The following is a 15915-nucleotide window of genomic DNA, read 5'->3' on the forward strand; positions in this document are numbered from 1 at the left end:
CTATGAACATCGCACTTGCCCAACAAATCGCTAATGAAGGCGGCGTCGAAGCCTGGATGGTCGCCCAACAACATAAAAGTCTGCTGCGCTTTTTAACCTGCGGTAGCGTGGACGACGGTAAAAGTACGCTGATTGGCCGCTTGCTGCACGATACGCGCCAGATTTACGAAGATCAGCTTTCTTCACTGCATAATGATAGCAAGCGTCACGGCACGCAGGGCGAAAAACTCGATCTGGCGCTGCTGGTGGATGGCCTGCAGGCCGAGCGCGAGCAGGGGATCACGATTGATGTGGCCTACCGCTATTTCTCTACCGAGAAGCGCAAATTTATCATTGCCGATACCCCGGGCCATGAGCAGTACACCCGCAATATGGCGACAGGTGCTTCAACCTGCGATCTGGCGATCTTACTGATCGATGCCCGTAAAGGGGTGTTGGATCAGACTCGTCGCCACAGTTTCATCTCTACGCTGCTTGGGATAAAACACCTGGTGGTCGCGATCAACAAAATGGATCTGGTGGATTTCAGCGAAGAGACATTTGTCCGTATTCGTGAAGATTACCTGACGTTTGCCGAACAGTTGCCGGGGAATCTGGATATTCGCTTTGTCCCGCTCTCTGCGCTGGAAGGCGATAACGTGGCGTCTCAGAGCGTGAACATGCGGTGGTACAGTGGTCCGACGCTGTTGGAAATGCTGGAAACTGTCGACATTCAGCGCGTGGTAGATACCCAGCCGATGCGTTTCCCGGTGCAGTATGTGAACCGCCCGAATCTGGATTTTCGCGGTTACGCCGGAACACTGGCTTCTGGCACCGTGAAGGTTGGTCAGCGAATCAAAGTGCTGCCCTCCGGCGTTGAATCCAGCGTGGCGCGCATTGTGACCTTTGACGGCGATTTGCCACAGGCGCATGCGGGTGAAGCCATCACCCTGGTGCTGAAGGATGAAATTGACATCAGTCGCGGCGACCTGCTGCTTGATGCCAGCGAAGCATTACCTGCGGTGCAGCGTGCCGCCATTGATGTGGTCTGGATGGCGGAGCAGCCGCTGTCAGCGGGGCAGAGTTATGATATTAAGATTGCCGGGAAAAAGACCCGCGCCCGTGTTGATCATGTTCAATATCAGGTTGATATCAATAATCTGACCCAGCGCGAGGTTGAAAATCTGCCGCTGAACGGCATCGGTCTGGTGAATTTTACCTTTGATGAACCTCTGGCTCTGGAGAGCTATCAGCAAAACCCGGTGACCGGGGGGCTTATCATTATTGATCGCCTGAGTAATGTGACTGTTGGAGCGGGCATGGTACGCCAACCGCTCGCGGAGTCTGTCTCAACACCGTCTGAATTCAGCGCGTTTGAGCTGGAACTGAATGCATTGGTTCGCCGTCACTTCCCGCACTGGGGTGCGCGTGATTTGCTGGGAGGCCAATAATGGCGCTGCATGACGAAAACGTCGTCTGGCATGCGCATCCCGTAACACCGCAACAGCGCGAGCAACACCACGGTCACCGTGGTGTCGTTCTGTGGTTTACCGGGCTTTCCGGCTCGGGTAAATCCACGGTGGCGGGGGCGCTGGAAGAGGCGCTGCATCAACGCGGTGTGAGTACATATCTGTTGGATGGCGACAACGTACGCCACGGCTTGTGCAGCGATCTCGGCTTTAGCGAAGCCGATCGCAAAGAGAACATCCGTCGGGTGGGGGAAGTCGCCAATCTGATGGTCGATGCCGGACTGGTGGTGTTGACGGCGTTTATTTCCCCGCATCGCGCCGAGAGACAGGCGGTACGTGAACGCGTCGGGAGCGGGCGCTTTATCGAAGTCTTTGTGGATACCCCGCTGGCCACCTGCGAAGCGCGCGATCCGAAAGGCTTGTACAAAAAAGCGCGGGCGGGTGAGTTACGTCATTTCACCGGCATTGACTCAGTTTACGAAGCGCCAGAATCACCAGAAATTCACCTGGATGGTGAACAATTAGTAACAAATTTAGTCCGCCAATTATTAGATCTACTGAGAGAGGGCGATATGATCAGATCCTGAGACACTACCGGGCTTGCGTGCCTGGCTCGTCAAGGTCACAGGATTTCATATGCGTAATAGCCATAACATTACTATCACAACGTCAGATACCTTCACCGTCGAAGACGAAACCACCTGGTCGTTATCCGGGGCCGTGGTCGGTTTCGTGTCGTGGCTGCTGGCGTTGGGTTTCCCTTTCCTCATTTATGGCTCTAACACGCTGTTTTTCTTTCTTTATACCTGGCCCTTCTTTCTGGCGCTCATGCCCGTTGCCGTGGTGGTAGGCATTGCCCTACATTCGCTGATGAAGGGCAAACTGCTGTTCAGTATTATCTCCACCTTGTTAACCGTCGGCGCGATGTTTGGCGCTTTGTTCATGTGGTTGCTGGGATAGGTCGCTTCTCTTCTTTTTTGATGACTGCTGCGGCTGGTCATAATTCAAACCGTAACCAACAATTAGATTATGTTCTCCCTGTTCGAGGTGTGCGGATCGGGGGATAAATGTGGTACATTTGCCCGCGTTGTCGCGGCATTCCCGCCCTCTGAGTAGAGTCTCAGAGGAAGTTATGGGATGATGGCGCCGTTTTTCAGGGGGCAGGATGGGTAAACTAACGCTGCTGTTGCTGGCTTTACTGGTCTGGCTGCAGTATTCACTGTGGTTCGGTAAGAACGGCTTACACGACTATAGCCGCGTCAATGATGACGTCGTCGCGCAGCAAGATACAAATGCGAAGCTCAAAGCGCGTAACGATCAGCTTTTTGCCGAAATTGACGATCTTAATGGCGGCCAGGAAGCCATTGAAGAGCGTGCTCGCAACGAACTGAGTATGACTAAACCGGGCGAAACCTTTTTCCGTCTGGTGCCCGATGCGTCTAAGCGCGCTCAGACGACGGGGCAAAACAATCGATAAACAGCCAAGGATTTAACATGGCAGCCACTTTTTTGGACGTTTGCGCCGTGGTGCCGGCTGCCGGATTTGGCCGTCGGATGCAAACGGAATGTCCGAAGCAGTACCTCTCAATCGGTGATAAAACCATTCTTGAACACTCGGTTCATGCGCTATTGGCGCATCCCCGGGTGACGCGTGTTGTCATTGCCATCAGTCCCGGCGACAGCCGCTTTGCACAACTGCCTTTGGCGCAACATCCGCAGATTACGGTCGTCGATGGCGGTAATGAGCGCGCAGACTCCGTGCTCGCCGGGCTGCAGGCCGTCGGCGAAGCGCAGTGGGTGCTGGTACATGACGCCGCCAGACCTTGTCTGCATCAGGACGATCTCGCCCGCCTGCTCGCCCTCAGTGAAACCAGTCGTACGGGAGGCATCCTTGCCGCGCCGGTACGCGACACCATGAAACGCGCCGAGCCGGGTAAAACCGCCATTGCGCATACCGTGGAGCGTACCGATTTATGGCATGCGTTAACCCCGCAATTTTTCCCCCGCGAGTTGCTGCACGACTGCCTGACCCGCGCGCTCAATGACGGCGCGACCATCACCGATGAAGCCTCAGCGCTGGAATATTGTGGTTATCATCCTGCGCTTGTTGAAGGGCGCGCTGATAATATTAAAGTGACCCGTCCGGAAGATTTGGCGCTGGCTGAATTCTATTTGACCCGAACCATCCACCAGGAGAATGCATAATGCGAATTGGACACGGTTTTGACGTACACGCCTTTGGTGGCGTTGGCCCAATTATCATTGGTGGCGTGCGTATTCCGTATGAAAAAGGGTTACTGGCGCATTCGGATGGCGATGTTGCGCTGCATGCGTTGACCGACGCGTTATTAGGGGCGGCGGCGCTGGGGGATATCGGGAAACTTTTCCCTGACACCGATCCGGCCTTTAAAGGGGCGGACAGCCGTGAACTGCTGCGCGAAGCCTGGCGTCGTATTCAGGCCAAAGGCTACACCCTGGGTAACGTGGATGTAACCATCATTGCCCAGGCGCCGAAGATGTTGCCGCATATTCCGCAAATGCGCGTGTTCATTGCCGAAGATCTCGGCTGCCATATGGATGACGTTAACGTTAAAGCGACCACCACGGAAAAACTCGGCTTTACCGGGCGTGGGGAAGGGATTGCCTGTGAAGCGGTGGCGCTCCTCATTAAGGCAACGAAATGACACAGTTTGAAAACCTGACTTACCTCCACGGGAAACCACAAGGGAGCGGTTTGTTGAAAGCAAACCCGGAAGACTTTGTGGTCATCGAAGATTTAGGCTTCGAGCCAGACGGGGAAGGTGAGCATATTCTGGTGCGTATTCTCAAAAACGGCTGCAATACCCGTTTTGTGGCAGATGCGCTGGCAAAGTTCCTGAAAATTCATGCCCGTGAAGTCAGCTTTGCCGGGCAGAAAGACAAACACGCGGTCACGGAACAGTGGCTGTGCGCGCGCCTGCCGGGCAAAGATCTGCCCGATCTGAGCGCATTTCAGCTAGAAGGTTGTAAAGTGCTGGAATACGCCCGCCACAAGCGTAAGCTGCGGTTAGGTGCCCTGAAAGGTAACGCGTTTACGCTGGTTCTGCGTGAAGTGAGTCATCGTGATGACGTTGAAGCGCGTCTGCAGGCAATCAGCGAGCGGGGCGTACCGAACTATTTTGGTGCGCAGCGCTTCGGCATTGGCGGCAGTAACCTGCTGGGCGCGCTACGTTGGGCGCAAAGCGATGCACCGGTACGCGATCGCAATAAACGCAGTTTTTGGTTGTCGGCAGCCCGCAGTGCGTTGTTTAATCAAATTGTCGACGAACGTTTGAAAAAAACAGACTTTAATCAAGTTGTTGACGGCGATGCGCTACAATTAGCGGGGCGCGGTAGCTGGTTTGTCGCCACAACGGAAGAACAGGCTGAATTACAACGCCGCGTCGATGATAAAGAATTAATGATTACAGCTGCGTTACCTGGCAGCGGTGAGTGGGGAACCCAGCGTGAGGCGCTGGCGTTTGAAGAAGCTGCCATCGCCAGTGAAACTGAGCTGCAATCGCTGCTGTTGCGGGAAAAGGTGGAGGCTTCACGCCGCGCCATGCTGCTGTATCCGCAACAATTAAGCTGGAACTGGTGGGATGACGTAACCGTCGAGTTAAGCTTTTGGCTACCGGCAGGGAGTTTTGCCACCAGTGTTGTAAGGGAACTTATCAACACATTGGGTGATTATGCGCATATTGCTGAGTAACGATGATGGGGTTCACGCGCCTGGTATACAAACGCTGGCAAAAGCCCTGCGTGAGTTTGCTGACGTACAGGTGGTTGCCCCCGATCGTAACCGCAGCGGCGCGTCTAACTCGCTGACGCTGGAATCTTCGCTTCGCACTTTTACCTTTGATAACGGTGATATCGCCGTACAAATGGGGACGCCAACGGACTGCGTGTATCTCGGGGTCAACGCATTGATGCGTCCGCGCCCGGACATCGTGGTGTCAGGAATTAACGCGGGTCCGAATCTGGGTGATGATGTCATCTATTCCGGCACGGTCGCTGCGGCGATGGAAGGCCGTCACCTCGGTTATCCGGCGTTGGCGGTCTCACTGGACGGCCATAAACATTACGATACCGCCGCCGCGATCACCTGCACTATTTTGCGTGCTCTGCGTCGTGAACCTCTGCGAACCGGCCGTATTCTGAATATCAACGTACCGGATCTTCCGTTGGATCAAATCAAAGGCATTCGTGTGACGCGTTGCGGCACCCGCCATCCGGCGGATAAAGTGATCCCGCAGCAAGATCCCCGTGGTAATACGTTGTACTGGATTGGCCCGCCAGGCGATAAATGCGACGCCGGGCCGGACACTGATTTTGCTGCGGTAGATGAAGGATACGTTTCCGTTACGCCGCTGCATGTGGATTTAACCGCCTACAGCGCGCATGATGTTGTTTCAACGTGGTTAGAAAGCGTGGGAGTTGACACGCAATGGTAAGCAGACGCGTACACACCCTTCTTGAACAATTGCGCGCTCAGGGGATCCGCGATGAGCTGGTGCTAAACGCACTAGCCGCAGTACCGCGCGAAAAATTCATTGATGAAGCGTTTGAACACAAAGCCTGGGAAAACATTGCATTGCCGATTGGCCAGGGACAGACGATTTCGCAACCCTATATGGTGGCGCGAATGACGGAGTTACTGGAACTGACGCCGCAATCCCGGGTGCTGGAAATAGGTACCGGTTCGGGATACCAGACGGCGATACTGGCGCATCTGGTGCACCATGTATGCTCTGTGGAGCGTATCAAAGGGCTGCAATGGCAGGCGCGTCGCCGCCTGAAACAGCTCGACTTACACAATGTTTCGACCCGTCATGGCGATGGCTGGCAAGGCTGGCAAGCTCGTGCCCCGTTTGATGCCATCATTGTGACGGCTGCGCCGCCGGAGATTCCTACTGCGTTAATGGCACAGTTGGATGAAGGCGGTATTCTCGTCTTGCCTGTGGGTGATGAGCACCAGTATTTGAAACGGGTGCGTCGTCGGGGAGGCGAATTTATTATCGATACCGTGGAAGCCGTTCGCTTTGTTCCTTTAGTCAAAGGCGAACTGGCATAGCGCATTCCTGAATACCTGGATTTTTCCTGGTTATTTTGTAAAGGGTAAGCGTATGGTGAACACGTTTTCCAGTGTTCAGCCTGATGCATTGCACGGTTATTACGTCACTGGTTATTAACCAAAATTTTCCTGGGGGATAAATGAGCGCGGGAAGCCCAAAATTCACCGTTAGCCGCATTGCGGCATTGTCACTGGTTTCGCTGTGGCTGGCAGGTTGTTCCAACACTTCTAATCCGCCTGCACCCGTCAACTCTGTTGATGGCGGCGCACCGTCAAGCACCAATTCAGGTATGCTGATCACCCCTCCGCCAAAAATGGGGACAACGGCGACGCAACAAACGCCGCAAATTCAGCCCGTGCAGCAGCAGCCTCAGATCACCCAACCTGCGCAAATCCAGCCTGTCGCGCAACAGCCCGTACAGACGGAAAACGGCCGTATTGTTTATAACCGTAAATACGGCGACATTCCAAAAGGCAGCTACACCGGCGGCAGCACCTACACCGTTAAGAAAGGCGACACTCTTTTCTATATTGCCTGGATAACCGGAAACGACTTCCGTGACCTTGCTCAGCGCAATAATGTTGCGGCTCCCTACGGGTTGAACGTAGGACAAACGCTTCAGGTGGGTAATGCATCCGGCGCGCCAATTACGGGTGGAAACGCCATCACCCAGGCGGATGCAGCACAGCAAGGAGTTGTGACCAACCCTGCACAAAATTCCACCGTTGCTGTTGCGTCCAAACCGACAATTACGTATTCTGAGGACTCAGGTGAACAAAGTGCTAATAAAATGTTGCCGAACAACAAGCCTGCTGGGACGGTTGTCACAGCCCCTGTAACGGCATCATCAACGAGCACAACCCAACCGACTGCAAGCAGTATGTCTACCAGTGCGCCAATCTCTAAATGGCTCTGGCCGACTGACGGCAAAGTGATCGAAAACTTCGCGGCTACCGAGGGTGGCAATAAAGGTATCGACATTGCAGGCAGTAAAGGACAGGCAATCGTCGCGACCGGAGATGGACGCGTTGTGTATGCCGGTAATGCTCTGCGCGGTTACGGTAATTTAATTATCATCAAACACAATGATGATTACCTGAGTGCCTACGCCCATAACGATACGATGCTGGTCCGGGAACAACAAGACATCAAGGCGGGGCAAAAAATCGCTACCATGGGTAGCACCGGAACCAGTTCAACACGCTTGCATTTTGAAATTCGTTACAAGGGGAAATCCGTAAACCCGCTGCAATATTTGCCGCAGCGATAAAGCGTCGGAACCAGGCTTTCACTTGCTAGTTCCGTCAAGGGATCACGGGTAGGAGCCACCTTATGAGTCAGAATACGCTGAAAGTTCATGATTTAAATGAAGACGCGGAATTTGATGAGAACGGAGTAGAGGCTTTTGATGAGAAAGCCTTGAGTGAAGAGGAACCCAGTGATAACGACCTGGCTGAAGAAGAGCTGTTATCGCAGGGTGCTACACAGCGTGTGTTGGACGCGACTCAGCTTTACCTTGGTGAGATTGGTTATTCGCCACTGTTAACGGCCGAAGAAGAAGTTTATTTCGCGCGTCGCGCACTGCGTGGAGATGTTGCCTCTCGCCGTCGGATGATTGAAAGTAACCTGCGTCTGGTGGTGAAAATTGCCCGCCGTTATGGCAATCGTGGTCTGGCATTGCTGGATCTGATTGAAGAGGGCAATCTGGGACTTATCCGTGCCGTCGAGAAGTTTGACCCTGAGCGTGGGTTCCGCTTCTCAACATACGCAACCTGGTGGATCCGCCAGACGATTGAACGGGCGATTATGAACCAAACCCGTACGATTCGACTGCCGATTCACATTGTTAAAGAGCTGAACGTCTATCTGCGTACTGCGCGTGAGTTGTCGCATAAACTGGACCACGAACCGAGTGCGGAAGAGATTGCAGAGCAACTGGATAAACCGGTTGATGACGTTAGCCGTATGCTTCGTCTTAACGAGCGCATTACCTCGGTAGACACCCCGTTGGGTGGCGATTCCGAAAAAGCGTTGCTGGATATCCTGGCCGATGAAAAAGAAAACGGTCCGGAAGACACCACGCAAGATGATGATATGAAACAAAGTATCGTCAAATGGCTGTTCGAACTGAACGCCAAACAGCGTGAAGTGCTGGCACGTCGTTTCGGTCTGCTGGGATATGAAGCTGCGACACTGGAAGATGTGGGCCGTGAAATTGGCCTCACGCGTGAACGTGTTCGTCAGATTCAGGTAGAAGGCCTGCGTCGTCTGCGTGAAATCCTGCAGACTCAGGGGCTGAATATCGAAGCGCTGTTCCGCGAGTAAGCAAAGTTCTATCAAGAAAGGCCAGCCTCAATGAGACTGGCCTTTTTCTTTTGCGTGACTCGTCCTGAAGAGTTGTAGGCCTGATATGCGAAGCGCCATCAGGCAATGTTTCCCGGAATCACCCCATCATCTTGCGGACCAGTTGCGTAAATTGCTCGCGCTCTTCATCACTTAAACGACCCAGAAACTCCTCATCAACGCAATTTCCCAGCGGCGTAACGCTCGCCAGTAATGTTTCCCCTTCTGTCGTCAGATGCACGAAACGACGTCGCTTATCCTGAGGATCGTTTTCCCGCTTCACCAGGCCCCGACTTTCCATCCGGCTCAGCATTTCAGCCAGCGTCGCTTTGGTACTGACCGCGGCTTCCATGAGGGCTACCTGCTCAATGCCGGGGCGCTCCGCAATGGCACGCATCACCGCATACTGAGGTTTGGTCAGACTCGGTAATTCATGCTGCCAGCGAGCAGTATGTTGCTGAAAAAGCTGACGTAGCAGGTGAAACGCTTTGTTTCGTAACTCCATGAGAACTCCGGGATGACTGTCTGCGTCTATCATAACGGGTTCCAGCCAGTTTTTTAATGTGGGAATTTTTAAGCGTTCAGTGCGGCGCGTTACGCTGCGACTTGTCGTGACGATATCTCAGGCGTATTTTATTCAAAACGTTCGTATGCGAACAAATATTGAGGCGATGAATGAGACTGATTGTTGGAATGACTGGCGCCACGGGTGCACCGCTCGGCGTCGCGCTACTTCAGGTGCTGCGCGAGATGCCAGACGTTGAAACCCACCTGGTGATGTCGACGTGGGCGAAAACCACTATTGCGCTGGAAACGCCCTGGAGTGCCCGCGAGGTTGCTGCGTTGGCCGATTATCGCTACAGCCCCACGGACCAGGCGGCGACCATTTCATCTGGCTCATTCCACACCGACGGCATGATTATCATTCCGTGCAGCATGAAAACGCTGGCGGGGATTCGCGCCGGTTACGCCGATGGCTTGGTGGGCCGTGCTGCCGACGTGGTGCTGAAAGAGGGGCGCAAGCTGGTGCTGGTGCCGCGCGAAATGCCGCTCAGCACCATTCATCTGGAAAACATGCTTGCACTTTCGCGCATGGGGGTGGCGATGGTGCCGCCCATGCCCGCGTTCTACAACCATCCACAAAGCGTTGATGACATCACACAGCACATTGTGGCGCGCGTGCTGGATCAATTTGGCCTGAAACACCCGCACACCAGGCGCTGGCAAGGATTGCAGCAGACACTGAATTTTTCTCAGGAGAATGAATAATGGCATTTGATGATTTGCGAAGCTTTTTACAGGCGCTCGACGACCACGGGCAGTTGCTGAAAATTAGCGAGGAGGTCAACGCCGAGCCGGACCTGGCTGCTGCCGCTAACGCCACCGGGCGTATTGGTGACGCTGCACCAGCGCTTTGGTTTGATAACATTCGCGGTTTTACCGACGCTCGCGTCGCAATGAACACTATCGGTTCCTGGCACAACCACGCGATTTCTCTCGGCCTGCCGCCCAATACTCCAGTCAAAAAGCAGATTGATGAGTTTATCCGCCGCTGGGATAACTTCCCCATTGCGCCGGAGCGTCGCGCTAACCCGGCATGGGCCGAGAATACCGTCGACGGCGAAGAGATTAATCTGTTCGATATTCTGCCGCTGTTTCGTTTAAACGACGGCGACGGCGGTTTTTATCTCGATAAAGCCTGCGTGGTGTCCCGCGACCCGCTTGATCCTGAACATTTCGGCAAGCAAAACGTTGGTATCTACCGCATGGAAGTGAAGGGAAAACGTAAGCTCGGCCTGCAACCGGTGCCGATGCACGATATCGCCCTGCACCTGCATAAAGCGGAAGAGCGCGGCGAAGATCTGCCCATCGCGATTACGCTGGGTAACGATCCGATCATCACCCTGATGGGCGCGACGCCGCTGAAATACGATCAGTCCGAATACGAAATGGCGGGCGCGCTGCGCGAAAGCCCGTACCCGATCGCCACCGCGCCGCTGACCGGTTTTGATGTGCCGTGGGGGTCAGAAGTCATTCTCGAAGGTGTCATCGAAAGCCGCAAACGTGAAATCGAAGGACCGTTCGGCGAATTTACCGGGCACTACTCCGGCGGGCGCAACATGACGGTGGTGCGCATCGATAAAGTCTCTTATCGCACGAAACCGATTTTTGAATCGCTGTATCTCGGCATGCCGTGGACCGAAATTGACTACCTGATGGGACCGGCCACCTGCGTCCCACTTTACCAGCAACTGAAAGCCGAATTCCCGGAAGTGCAGGCGGTAAACGCCATGTACACCCACGGCCTGCTGGCGATTATTTCCACCAAAAAACGCTACGGCGGTTTTGCCCGCGCGGTTGGCCTGCGTGCAATGACCACGCCGCATGGTCTGGGTTACGTGAAAATGGTGATCATGGTCGATGAAGACGTTGACCCGTTTAACCTGCCGCAGGTGATGTGGGCGCTCTCCTCGAAAGTGAACCCAGCGGGCGACCTGGTGCAGTTGCCGAATATGTCGGTGCTGGAACTTGACCCCGGCTCCAGTCCGGCGGGGATCACCGACAAACTGATTATCGACGCCACCACGCCGGTCGCGCCGGACAAGCGCGGTCACTATAGCCAGCCGGTGGTTGATTTACCGGAAACCAAAGCCTGGGCTGAAAAACTGACCGCCATGCTGGCCGCACGTAAATAAGGAGAAGATGATGATTTGCCCACGTTGTGCTGATGAACAGATTGAAGTGATGGCGACATCGCCGGTGAAAGGTGTGTGGACGGTTTACCAGTGCCAGCACTGCCTCTATACCTGGCGTGATACCGAACCGCTGCGCCGCACCAGCCGCGAACACTATCCCCAAGCGTTTCGGATGACGCAAAAAGATATTGATGATGCGCCGATGGTGCCGAGCATTCCGCCGCTGCTGGCGGAGGATAAGCGCTAATAAAACAGTGCCGGGTAAGGCTTCATCTTACCCGGCCTACAGGGTTATCCCCGAGGGTCAATGCCTCCGGGGATCATTGGGGTTACACCAAACTTTTCAACCGATAAATCCACTCCAGCGCCTGGCGCGGCGTCAGGGAATCGGGATCAAGGTTCTCCAGCGCTTCAACGGCAGGGGAGGTCTCTTCCGGGGCTGACAGCAGGGACATCTGTGTACCGTCTACCTGCGTGGCGGCGGCATTCGGCGAAAGGCTTTCCAGCTCGCGCAGCTTCTGGCGTGCGCGTTTAATCACCTCTTTCGGCACGCCCGCCAGCGCGGCAACCGCCAGACCGTAGCTCTTGCTGGCTGCGCCATCCTGCACGCTGTGCATAAACGCGATAGTTTCACCGTGCTCCAGCGCATCCAGATGGACGTTGGCAACGCCCTCCATTTTCTCCGGCAACTGAGTCAGTTCGAAGTAGTGGGTGGCAAACAACGTCAACGCTTTGATTTTATTTGCCAGATTTTCTGCACAGGCCCACGCCAGCGACAGGCCGTCGTAGGTGGAAGTGCCGCGACCAATCTCATCCATTAACACCAGGCTGTTTTCAGTAGCGTTGTGCAGGATATTGGCGGTTTCGGTCATCTCCACCATAAAGGTTGAACGACCGGAAGCCAGATCATCCGCCGCGCCGACGCGGGTGAAAATGCGGTCGATAGGGCCGATCTCCACGCTTTGCGCAGGAACATAACTGCCGATGTAGGCCAGCAGCGCAATCAGCGCAGTTTGACGCATATAGGTACTTTTACCGCCCATATTCGGACCGGTAATGATCAACATCCGACGCTGCGGAGAGAGGGTTAGCGGGTTGGCGATAAACGGTTCAGAGAGCACCTGTTCCACCACCGGATGGCGACCTTCAATAATCCGAATGCCGGGTTTATCCGTGAAGGTTGGGCAGGTGTAGTTCAGCGTATACGCGCGCTCGGCCAGATTGATCAGTACGTCCAGCTCAGCCAGTGCAGCCGCGCTCTGTTGCAGGTCTGCCAGGTGTGGCAACAGCAGATCAAACAGCTCGTCATACAGCTGTTTTTCCAGTGCAAGCGCCTTGCCTTTGGAAGTGAGGACTTTATCCTCGTACTCTTTCAGTTCAGGGATAATGTAGCGCTCGGCGTTCTTCAGTGTCTGGCGGCGTACATAGTTGATCGGCGCAAGATGGCTCTGGCCACGGCTGATCTGAATGTAATAACCGTGCACCGCGTTATAGCCAACTTTCAGGGTATCCAGCCCAGTCCGTTCACGTTCGCGAATTTCCAGTCTGTCGAGATAGTCGGTTGCGCCATCTGCCAGCGCACGCCACTCGTCCAGTTCTTCATTGTAACCCGGAGCAATGACGCCGCCGTCGCGGACCAGCACCGGCGGTGCATCGACAACCGCCCGTTCCAGTAGCTCACGCAGCTCCGTAAACTCGCCCATTTTTTCACGCAACATCTGTACGGGATCGCTGTTCACCGTTTCCAGTTGAGTGCGCAGTTCCGGCAACTGCTGGAAGGCGTGACGCATGCGGGCGAGGTCGCGTGGGCGGGCGGTTCGCAGCGCCAGACGGGCGAGAATACGTTCCAGATCGCCAACCTGTCGCAGTACCGGTTGCAGTTCGCTGGTGGCATCCTGTAGCGCGCCAATGGTTTGCTGGCGTTCGGTCAGGATTTTGGTGTCGCGTACCGGCATATGCAGCCAGCGCTTGAGCATTCGACTGCCCATCGGGGTGACGGTGCAATCAAGCACTGAAGCCAGCGTATTTTCCACGCCCCCCGCCAGGTTTTGCGTGATCTCCAGGTTGCGGCGCGTGGCGGCATCCATGATGATGCTGTCCTGCTGGCGCTCCATGGTGATGGAACGAATGTGCGGCAGCGATGTGCGCTGGGTATCCTTCACGTACTGCAACAGACAGCCTGCGGCGCATAATCCGCGCGGGGCGTTCTCGACGCCAAAGCCAATCAGATCCCGCGTGCCAAATTGCAGGTTCAGCTGCTGGCGAGCGGTATCGATTTCAAATTCCCACAGCGGACGGCGGCGTAAACCGCGACGGCCTTCGATCAGCGCGGTTTCAGCGAAATCTTCCGCGTAGAGCAGTTCGGCGGGGTTGGTACGCTGTAACTCAGCGGCCATGGTTTCACGGTCGGCGGGTTCGCTAACGCGAAAACGCCCGGAGCTGATATCCAGCGTGGCGTAACCGTAGCCTTTACCGTCTTGCCAGATAGCGGCCAACAGGTTGTCCTGGCGTTCCTGCAACAACGCTTCATCACTGATGGTGCCTGGCGTAACAATACGCACGACCTTGCGTTCAACCGGGCCTTTACTGGTCGCCGGATCGCCTATCTGTTCGCAAATCGCCACGGACTCGCCCTGATTGACCAATTTGGCGAGGTAGTTTTCGACCGCATGATGCGGGATGCCCGCCATCGGGATAGGTTCGCCTGCAGAGGCGCCGCGTTTAGTCAGCGAGATGTCGAGCAGTTGAGACGCACGCTTAGCATCGTCATAAAACAGTTCGTAAAAATCGCCCATGCGATAGAACAGCAGGATCTCTGGGTGCTGTGCTTTCAGCTTGTGATACTGCTGCATCATGGGGGTATGAGAATCTAAATTTGCTATTGAAGTCATTGGTTTGTGATGTCCATTTTCTTTAATTTTAATGAGTGAGTGATTTTTATTGTTCTCATTAAGTTTCACGGCGTCTCATTGGGTCTCATGAACGTCTGCATTATCAGTTCATGGCTACATAGAGAGCATGATAACGGACTCTTTATGGCAGGAAAACAAGCGGCAGAGCCTCTGTCGTTTAAAACGCCAGAAATGATGACGTCAGGTGATAAGCGCAACATTGTGATTAGCGAAAATCGGATCTTGCACATTTCTCGCGGTACAACCGGAGTGGCGTTTTTCTTCTACCGTTCCCCCCGCCCAACTTACGGATTAACTGACCCGAATTAATAATCTGCATCTCTCGGTACACCGCTGCATCGGGAAACATTTCGCCATGGCATGATGTTATTTCAGGTCGCAAAATTAATATCGCTGACTATTAATTCCAATTGCATTAATAATAATAGAGGCAAGAATTAAACATGCCCTTAAAATGCAACAAACGGTTCGTTTGAAATATATTCTTTAGCTACCATGATGGGTAATTCTACTAATTGTGGTAGTAGAAGTGATTGCAGGAATGGGGTAATGATATTCATCGCCATTTTAATTTTATTTTATATAAATCAATTAGTTAAGTTGTTTTTGTTGAAGCGAAAAAAACAAAGAAGACCTTTTAAGAACCTTTGCCAGGATTAATCCTATAATAGCCTGAAACCCTCTAAATATGGTGGGTAATGGCCAGATAATATTGAATTGACGAAAAGCTTATGTACACTTGTTTCCTGTTTGTTAAAAATTCCAGGATAAAATCGGGCCTTATTCTGTAAGGCTATTGCGGTAGCTATACCCAAAGGATAGTAACCCCTATAAAGTATCTGGAATATTCTTAACGATAGCATTCAAATCAAATTTACCTCTCATATTGATCATTATCTAAATATCGCTACGGAAAAGCATATGAAAATGCGCGTACTGTTTTCACTTCTGTTTGTAATGGCAGTGGCGGGCTGTAAAGCGCCGCAGAAACCTGTGATTACCGACGATACCATTGTTACCAGCCAGGTGAATGGCGTCAAGTTAACCCACCGACATGTTGTTGTTCCGCCTGCGGAATTTACGCCAGTGAACGAACCTTATCGCGCAATGTATCCGGCTTCTCTGATGAGCCGCCCAGACTACAGCGGAAAGGTCATCCGTACCCTTGAGACCGGTAAAACCTACACGGTACTGGGACAGGTAGAGTCCTTCTGGATGGCGCTCGCCGACGAGGGCAACGATCAACTGATCGGTTATGTGCCAATGCGGGCCGTGATTAAGGCCGACCAGTATGAGGCGACGGTACGTAAGCAAGCCATGCGACCAAAAGCGCGTAAGAAAACGACCTGCGTAGACGTAGACGGTAACAGCAAAGCCTGCAAAGACAGCGCCAACGGGACCTGGATCCTGAACTAAACGGGCT

The 15915-nt window shown here is 53.8% G+C and carries 18 protein-coding genes; 16 read left to right on the top strand and 2 right to left on the bottom strand.

Annotation, left to right across the window (positions count from 1 at the left end; all coding sequences use genetic code 11):
- Positions 1 to 2 precede the first annotated feature (2 nt).
- From cysN to rpoS, 11 genes are all read left to right on the top strand, one after another.
- Positions 3 to 1430: a sulfate adenylyltransferase subunit CysN gene (gene cysN, locus JM656_RS04520; protein WP_203360189.1), complete on the top strand. Its 1428-nt coding sequence runs from the start codon at positions 3 to 5 to the stop codon at positions 1428 to 1430.
- A complete protein-coding gene (gene cysC, locus JM656_RS04525) occupies positions 1430 to 2035 on the top strand; it encodes an adenylyl-sulfate kinase (RefSeq protein ID WP_203360190.1) in 606 nt (201 codons plus the stop codon). The genes cysN and cysC overlap by 1 nt, the downstream gene beginning before the upstream one ends.
- A 49-nt stretch (positions 2036 to 2084) precedes the next feature.
- Positions 2085 to 2408: a DUF3561 family protein gene (locus tag JM656_RS04530; RefSeq protein WP_203360191.1), complete on the top strand. Its 324-nt coding sequence runs from the start codon at positions 2085 to 2087 to the stop codon at positions 2406 to 2408.
- Between the two features lie 205 nt (positions 2409 to 2613).
- Entirely contained in the window at positions 2614 to 2925 is a 312-nt protein-coding gene (gene ftsB / locus JM656_RS04535) for a cell division protein FtsB (protein ID WP_192613270.1), read from the top strand.
- Positions 2926 to 2942: 17 nt separating this feature from the next.
- Positions 2943 to 3653 (top strand): 2-C-methyl-D-erythritol 4-phosphate cytidylyltransferase, encoded by a 711-nt coding sequence (gene ispD, locus JM656_RS04540; RefSeq protein WP_203360192.1) that lies wholly within the window; start codon positions 2943 to 2945, stop codon positions 3651 to 3653.
- Positions 3653 to 4132 carry a 2-C-methyl-D-erythritol 2,4-cyclodiphosphate synthase gene (gene ispF, locus JM656_RS04545; protein ID WP_003034167.1) on the top strand — a complete coding sequence of 160 codons (480 nt, stop codon included), beginning with the start codon at positions 3653 to 3655 and terminating at the stop codon, positions 4130 to 4132. Before ispD ends, ispF begins: the two co-directional genes overlap by 1 nt.
- Positions 4129 to 5178, top strand: coding sequence for a tRNA pseudouridine(13) synthase TruD (gene truD / locus JM656_RS04550; protein ID WP_203360193.1), 1050 nt, complete (start codon positions 4129 to 4131; stop codon positions 5176 to 5178). Before ispF ends, truD begins: the two co-directional genes overlap by 4 nt.
- Positions 5159 to 5920, top strand: coding sequence for a 5'/3'-nucleotidase SurE (gene surE, locus JM656_RS04555; RefSeq protein WP_203360194.1), 762 nt, complete (start codon positions 5159 to 5161; stop codon positions 5918 to 5920). Before truD ends, surE begins: the two co-directional genes overlap by 20 nt.
- Positions 5914 to 6540, top strand: a complete 627-nt coding sequence (locus JM656_RS04560; RefSeq protein WP_192613265.1) for a protein-L-isoaspartate(D-aspartate) O-methyltransferase — start codon at positions 5914 to 5916, stop codon at positions 6538 to 6540. The genes surE and JM656_RS04560 overlap by 7 nt, the downstream gene beginning before the upstream one ends.
- A gap of 140 nt (positions 6541 to 6680) precedes the next feature.
- Positions 6681 to 7811 carry a murein hydrolase activator NlpD gene (nlpD, locus tag JM656_RS04565; protein WP_203360195.1) on the top strand — a complete coding sequence of 377 codons (1131 nt, stop codon included), beginning with the start codon at positions 6681 to 6683 and terminating at the stop codon, positions 7809 to 7811.
- A 62-nt stretch (positions 7812 to 7873) separates the two neighbouring features.
- Entirely contained in the window at positions 7874 to 8866 is a 993-nt protein-coding gene (rpoS, locus tag JM656_RS04570; protein WP_000081498.1) for an RNA polymerase sigma factor RpoS, read from the top strand.
- Positions 8867 to 8984: 118 nt separating this feature from the next.
- Here rpoS and JM656_RS04575 read toward each other — a convergent pair whose 3' ends face one another.
- Positions 8985 to 9389, bottom strand: coding sequence for a MarR family winged helix-turn-helix transcriptional regulator (locus tag JM656_RS04575; protein ID WP_203360196.1), 405 nt, complete (start codon positions 9387 to 9389; stop codon positions 8985 to 8987).
- A gap of 170 nt (positions 9390 to 9559) precedes the next feature.
- On the opposite strand from JM656_RS04575, the gene JM656_RS04580 reads away from it, so the two are divergent.
- From JM656_RS04580 to JM656_RS04590, 3 genes are read left to right on the top strand one after another with little or no spacing between them, the layout of a single operon-like run.
- Positions 9560 to 10153, top strand: a complete 594-nt coding sequence (locus JM656_RS04580; RefSeq protein WP_203360197.1) for a non-oxidative hydroxyarylic acid decarboxylases subunit B — start codon at positions 9560 to 9562, stop codon at positions 10151 to 10153.
- Positions 10153 to 11580, top strand: a complete 1428-nt coding sequence (locus JM656_RS04585) for a non-oxidative hydroxyarylic acid decarboxylases subunit C (RefSeq protein WP_203360198.1) — start codon at positions 10153 to 10155, stop codon at positions 11578 to 11580. Before JM656_RS04580 ends, JM656_RS04585 begins: the two co-directional genes overlap by 1 nt.
- A 10-nt stretch (positions 11581 to 11590) precedes the next feature.
- Positions 11591 to 11827, top strand: coding sequence for a non-oxidative hydroxyarylic acid decarboxylases subunit D (locus JM656_RS04590; RefSeq protein ID WP_203361219.1), 237 nt, complete (start codon positions 11591 to 11593; stop codon positions 11825 to 11827).
- Between the two features lie 82 nt (positions 11828 to 11909).
- Here JM656_RS04590 and mutS read toward each other — a convergent pair whose 3' ends face one another.
- Positions 11910 to 14471, bottom strand: a complete 2562-nt coding sequence (mutS, locus tag JM656_RS04595) for a DNA mismatch repair protein MutS (RefSeq protein WP_203360199.1) — start codon at positions 14469 to 14471, stop codon at positions 11910 to 11912.
- A gap of 144 nt (positions 14472 to 14615) precedes the next feature.
- Between mutS and JM656_RS04600 the strand changes: the two genes are divergently transcribed.
- Complete coding sequence (locus JM656_RS04600) at positions 14616 to 14801, top strand: hypothetical protein (RefSeq protein WP_203360200.1); 186 nt, start codon at positions 14616 to 14618, stop codon at positions 14799 to 14801.
- A 612-nt stretch (positions 14802 to 15413) separates the two neighbouring features.
- Positions 15414 to 15908 (top strand): SH3 domain-containing protein, encoded by a 495-nt coding sequence (locus JM656_RS04605; RefSeq protein WP_203360201.1) that lies wholly within the window; start codon positions 15414 to 15416, stop codon positions 15906 to 15908.
- The last annotated feature ends 7 nt before the right edge of the window (positions 15909 to 15915 follow it).

Source organism: Citrobacter sp. R56 (assembly GCF_016811995.1).
In the GTDB taxonomy this organism is placed as follows: Bacteria; Pseudomonadota; Gammaproteobacteria; order Enterobacterales; family Enterobacteriaceae; genus Citrobacter_D; species Citrobacter_D enshiensis.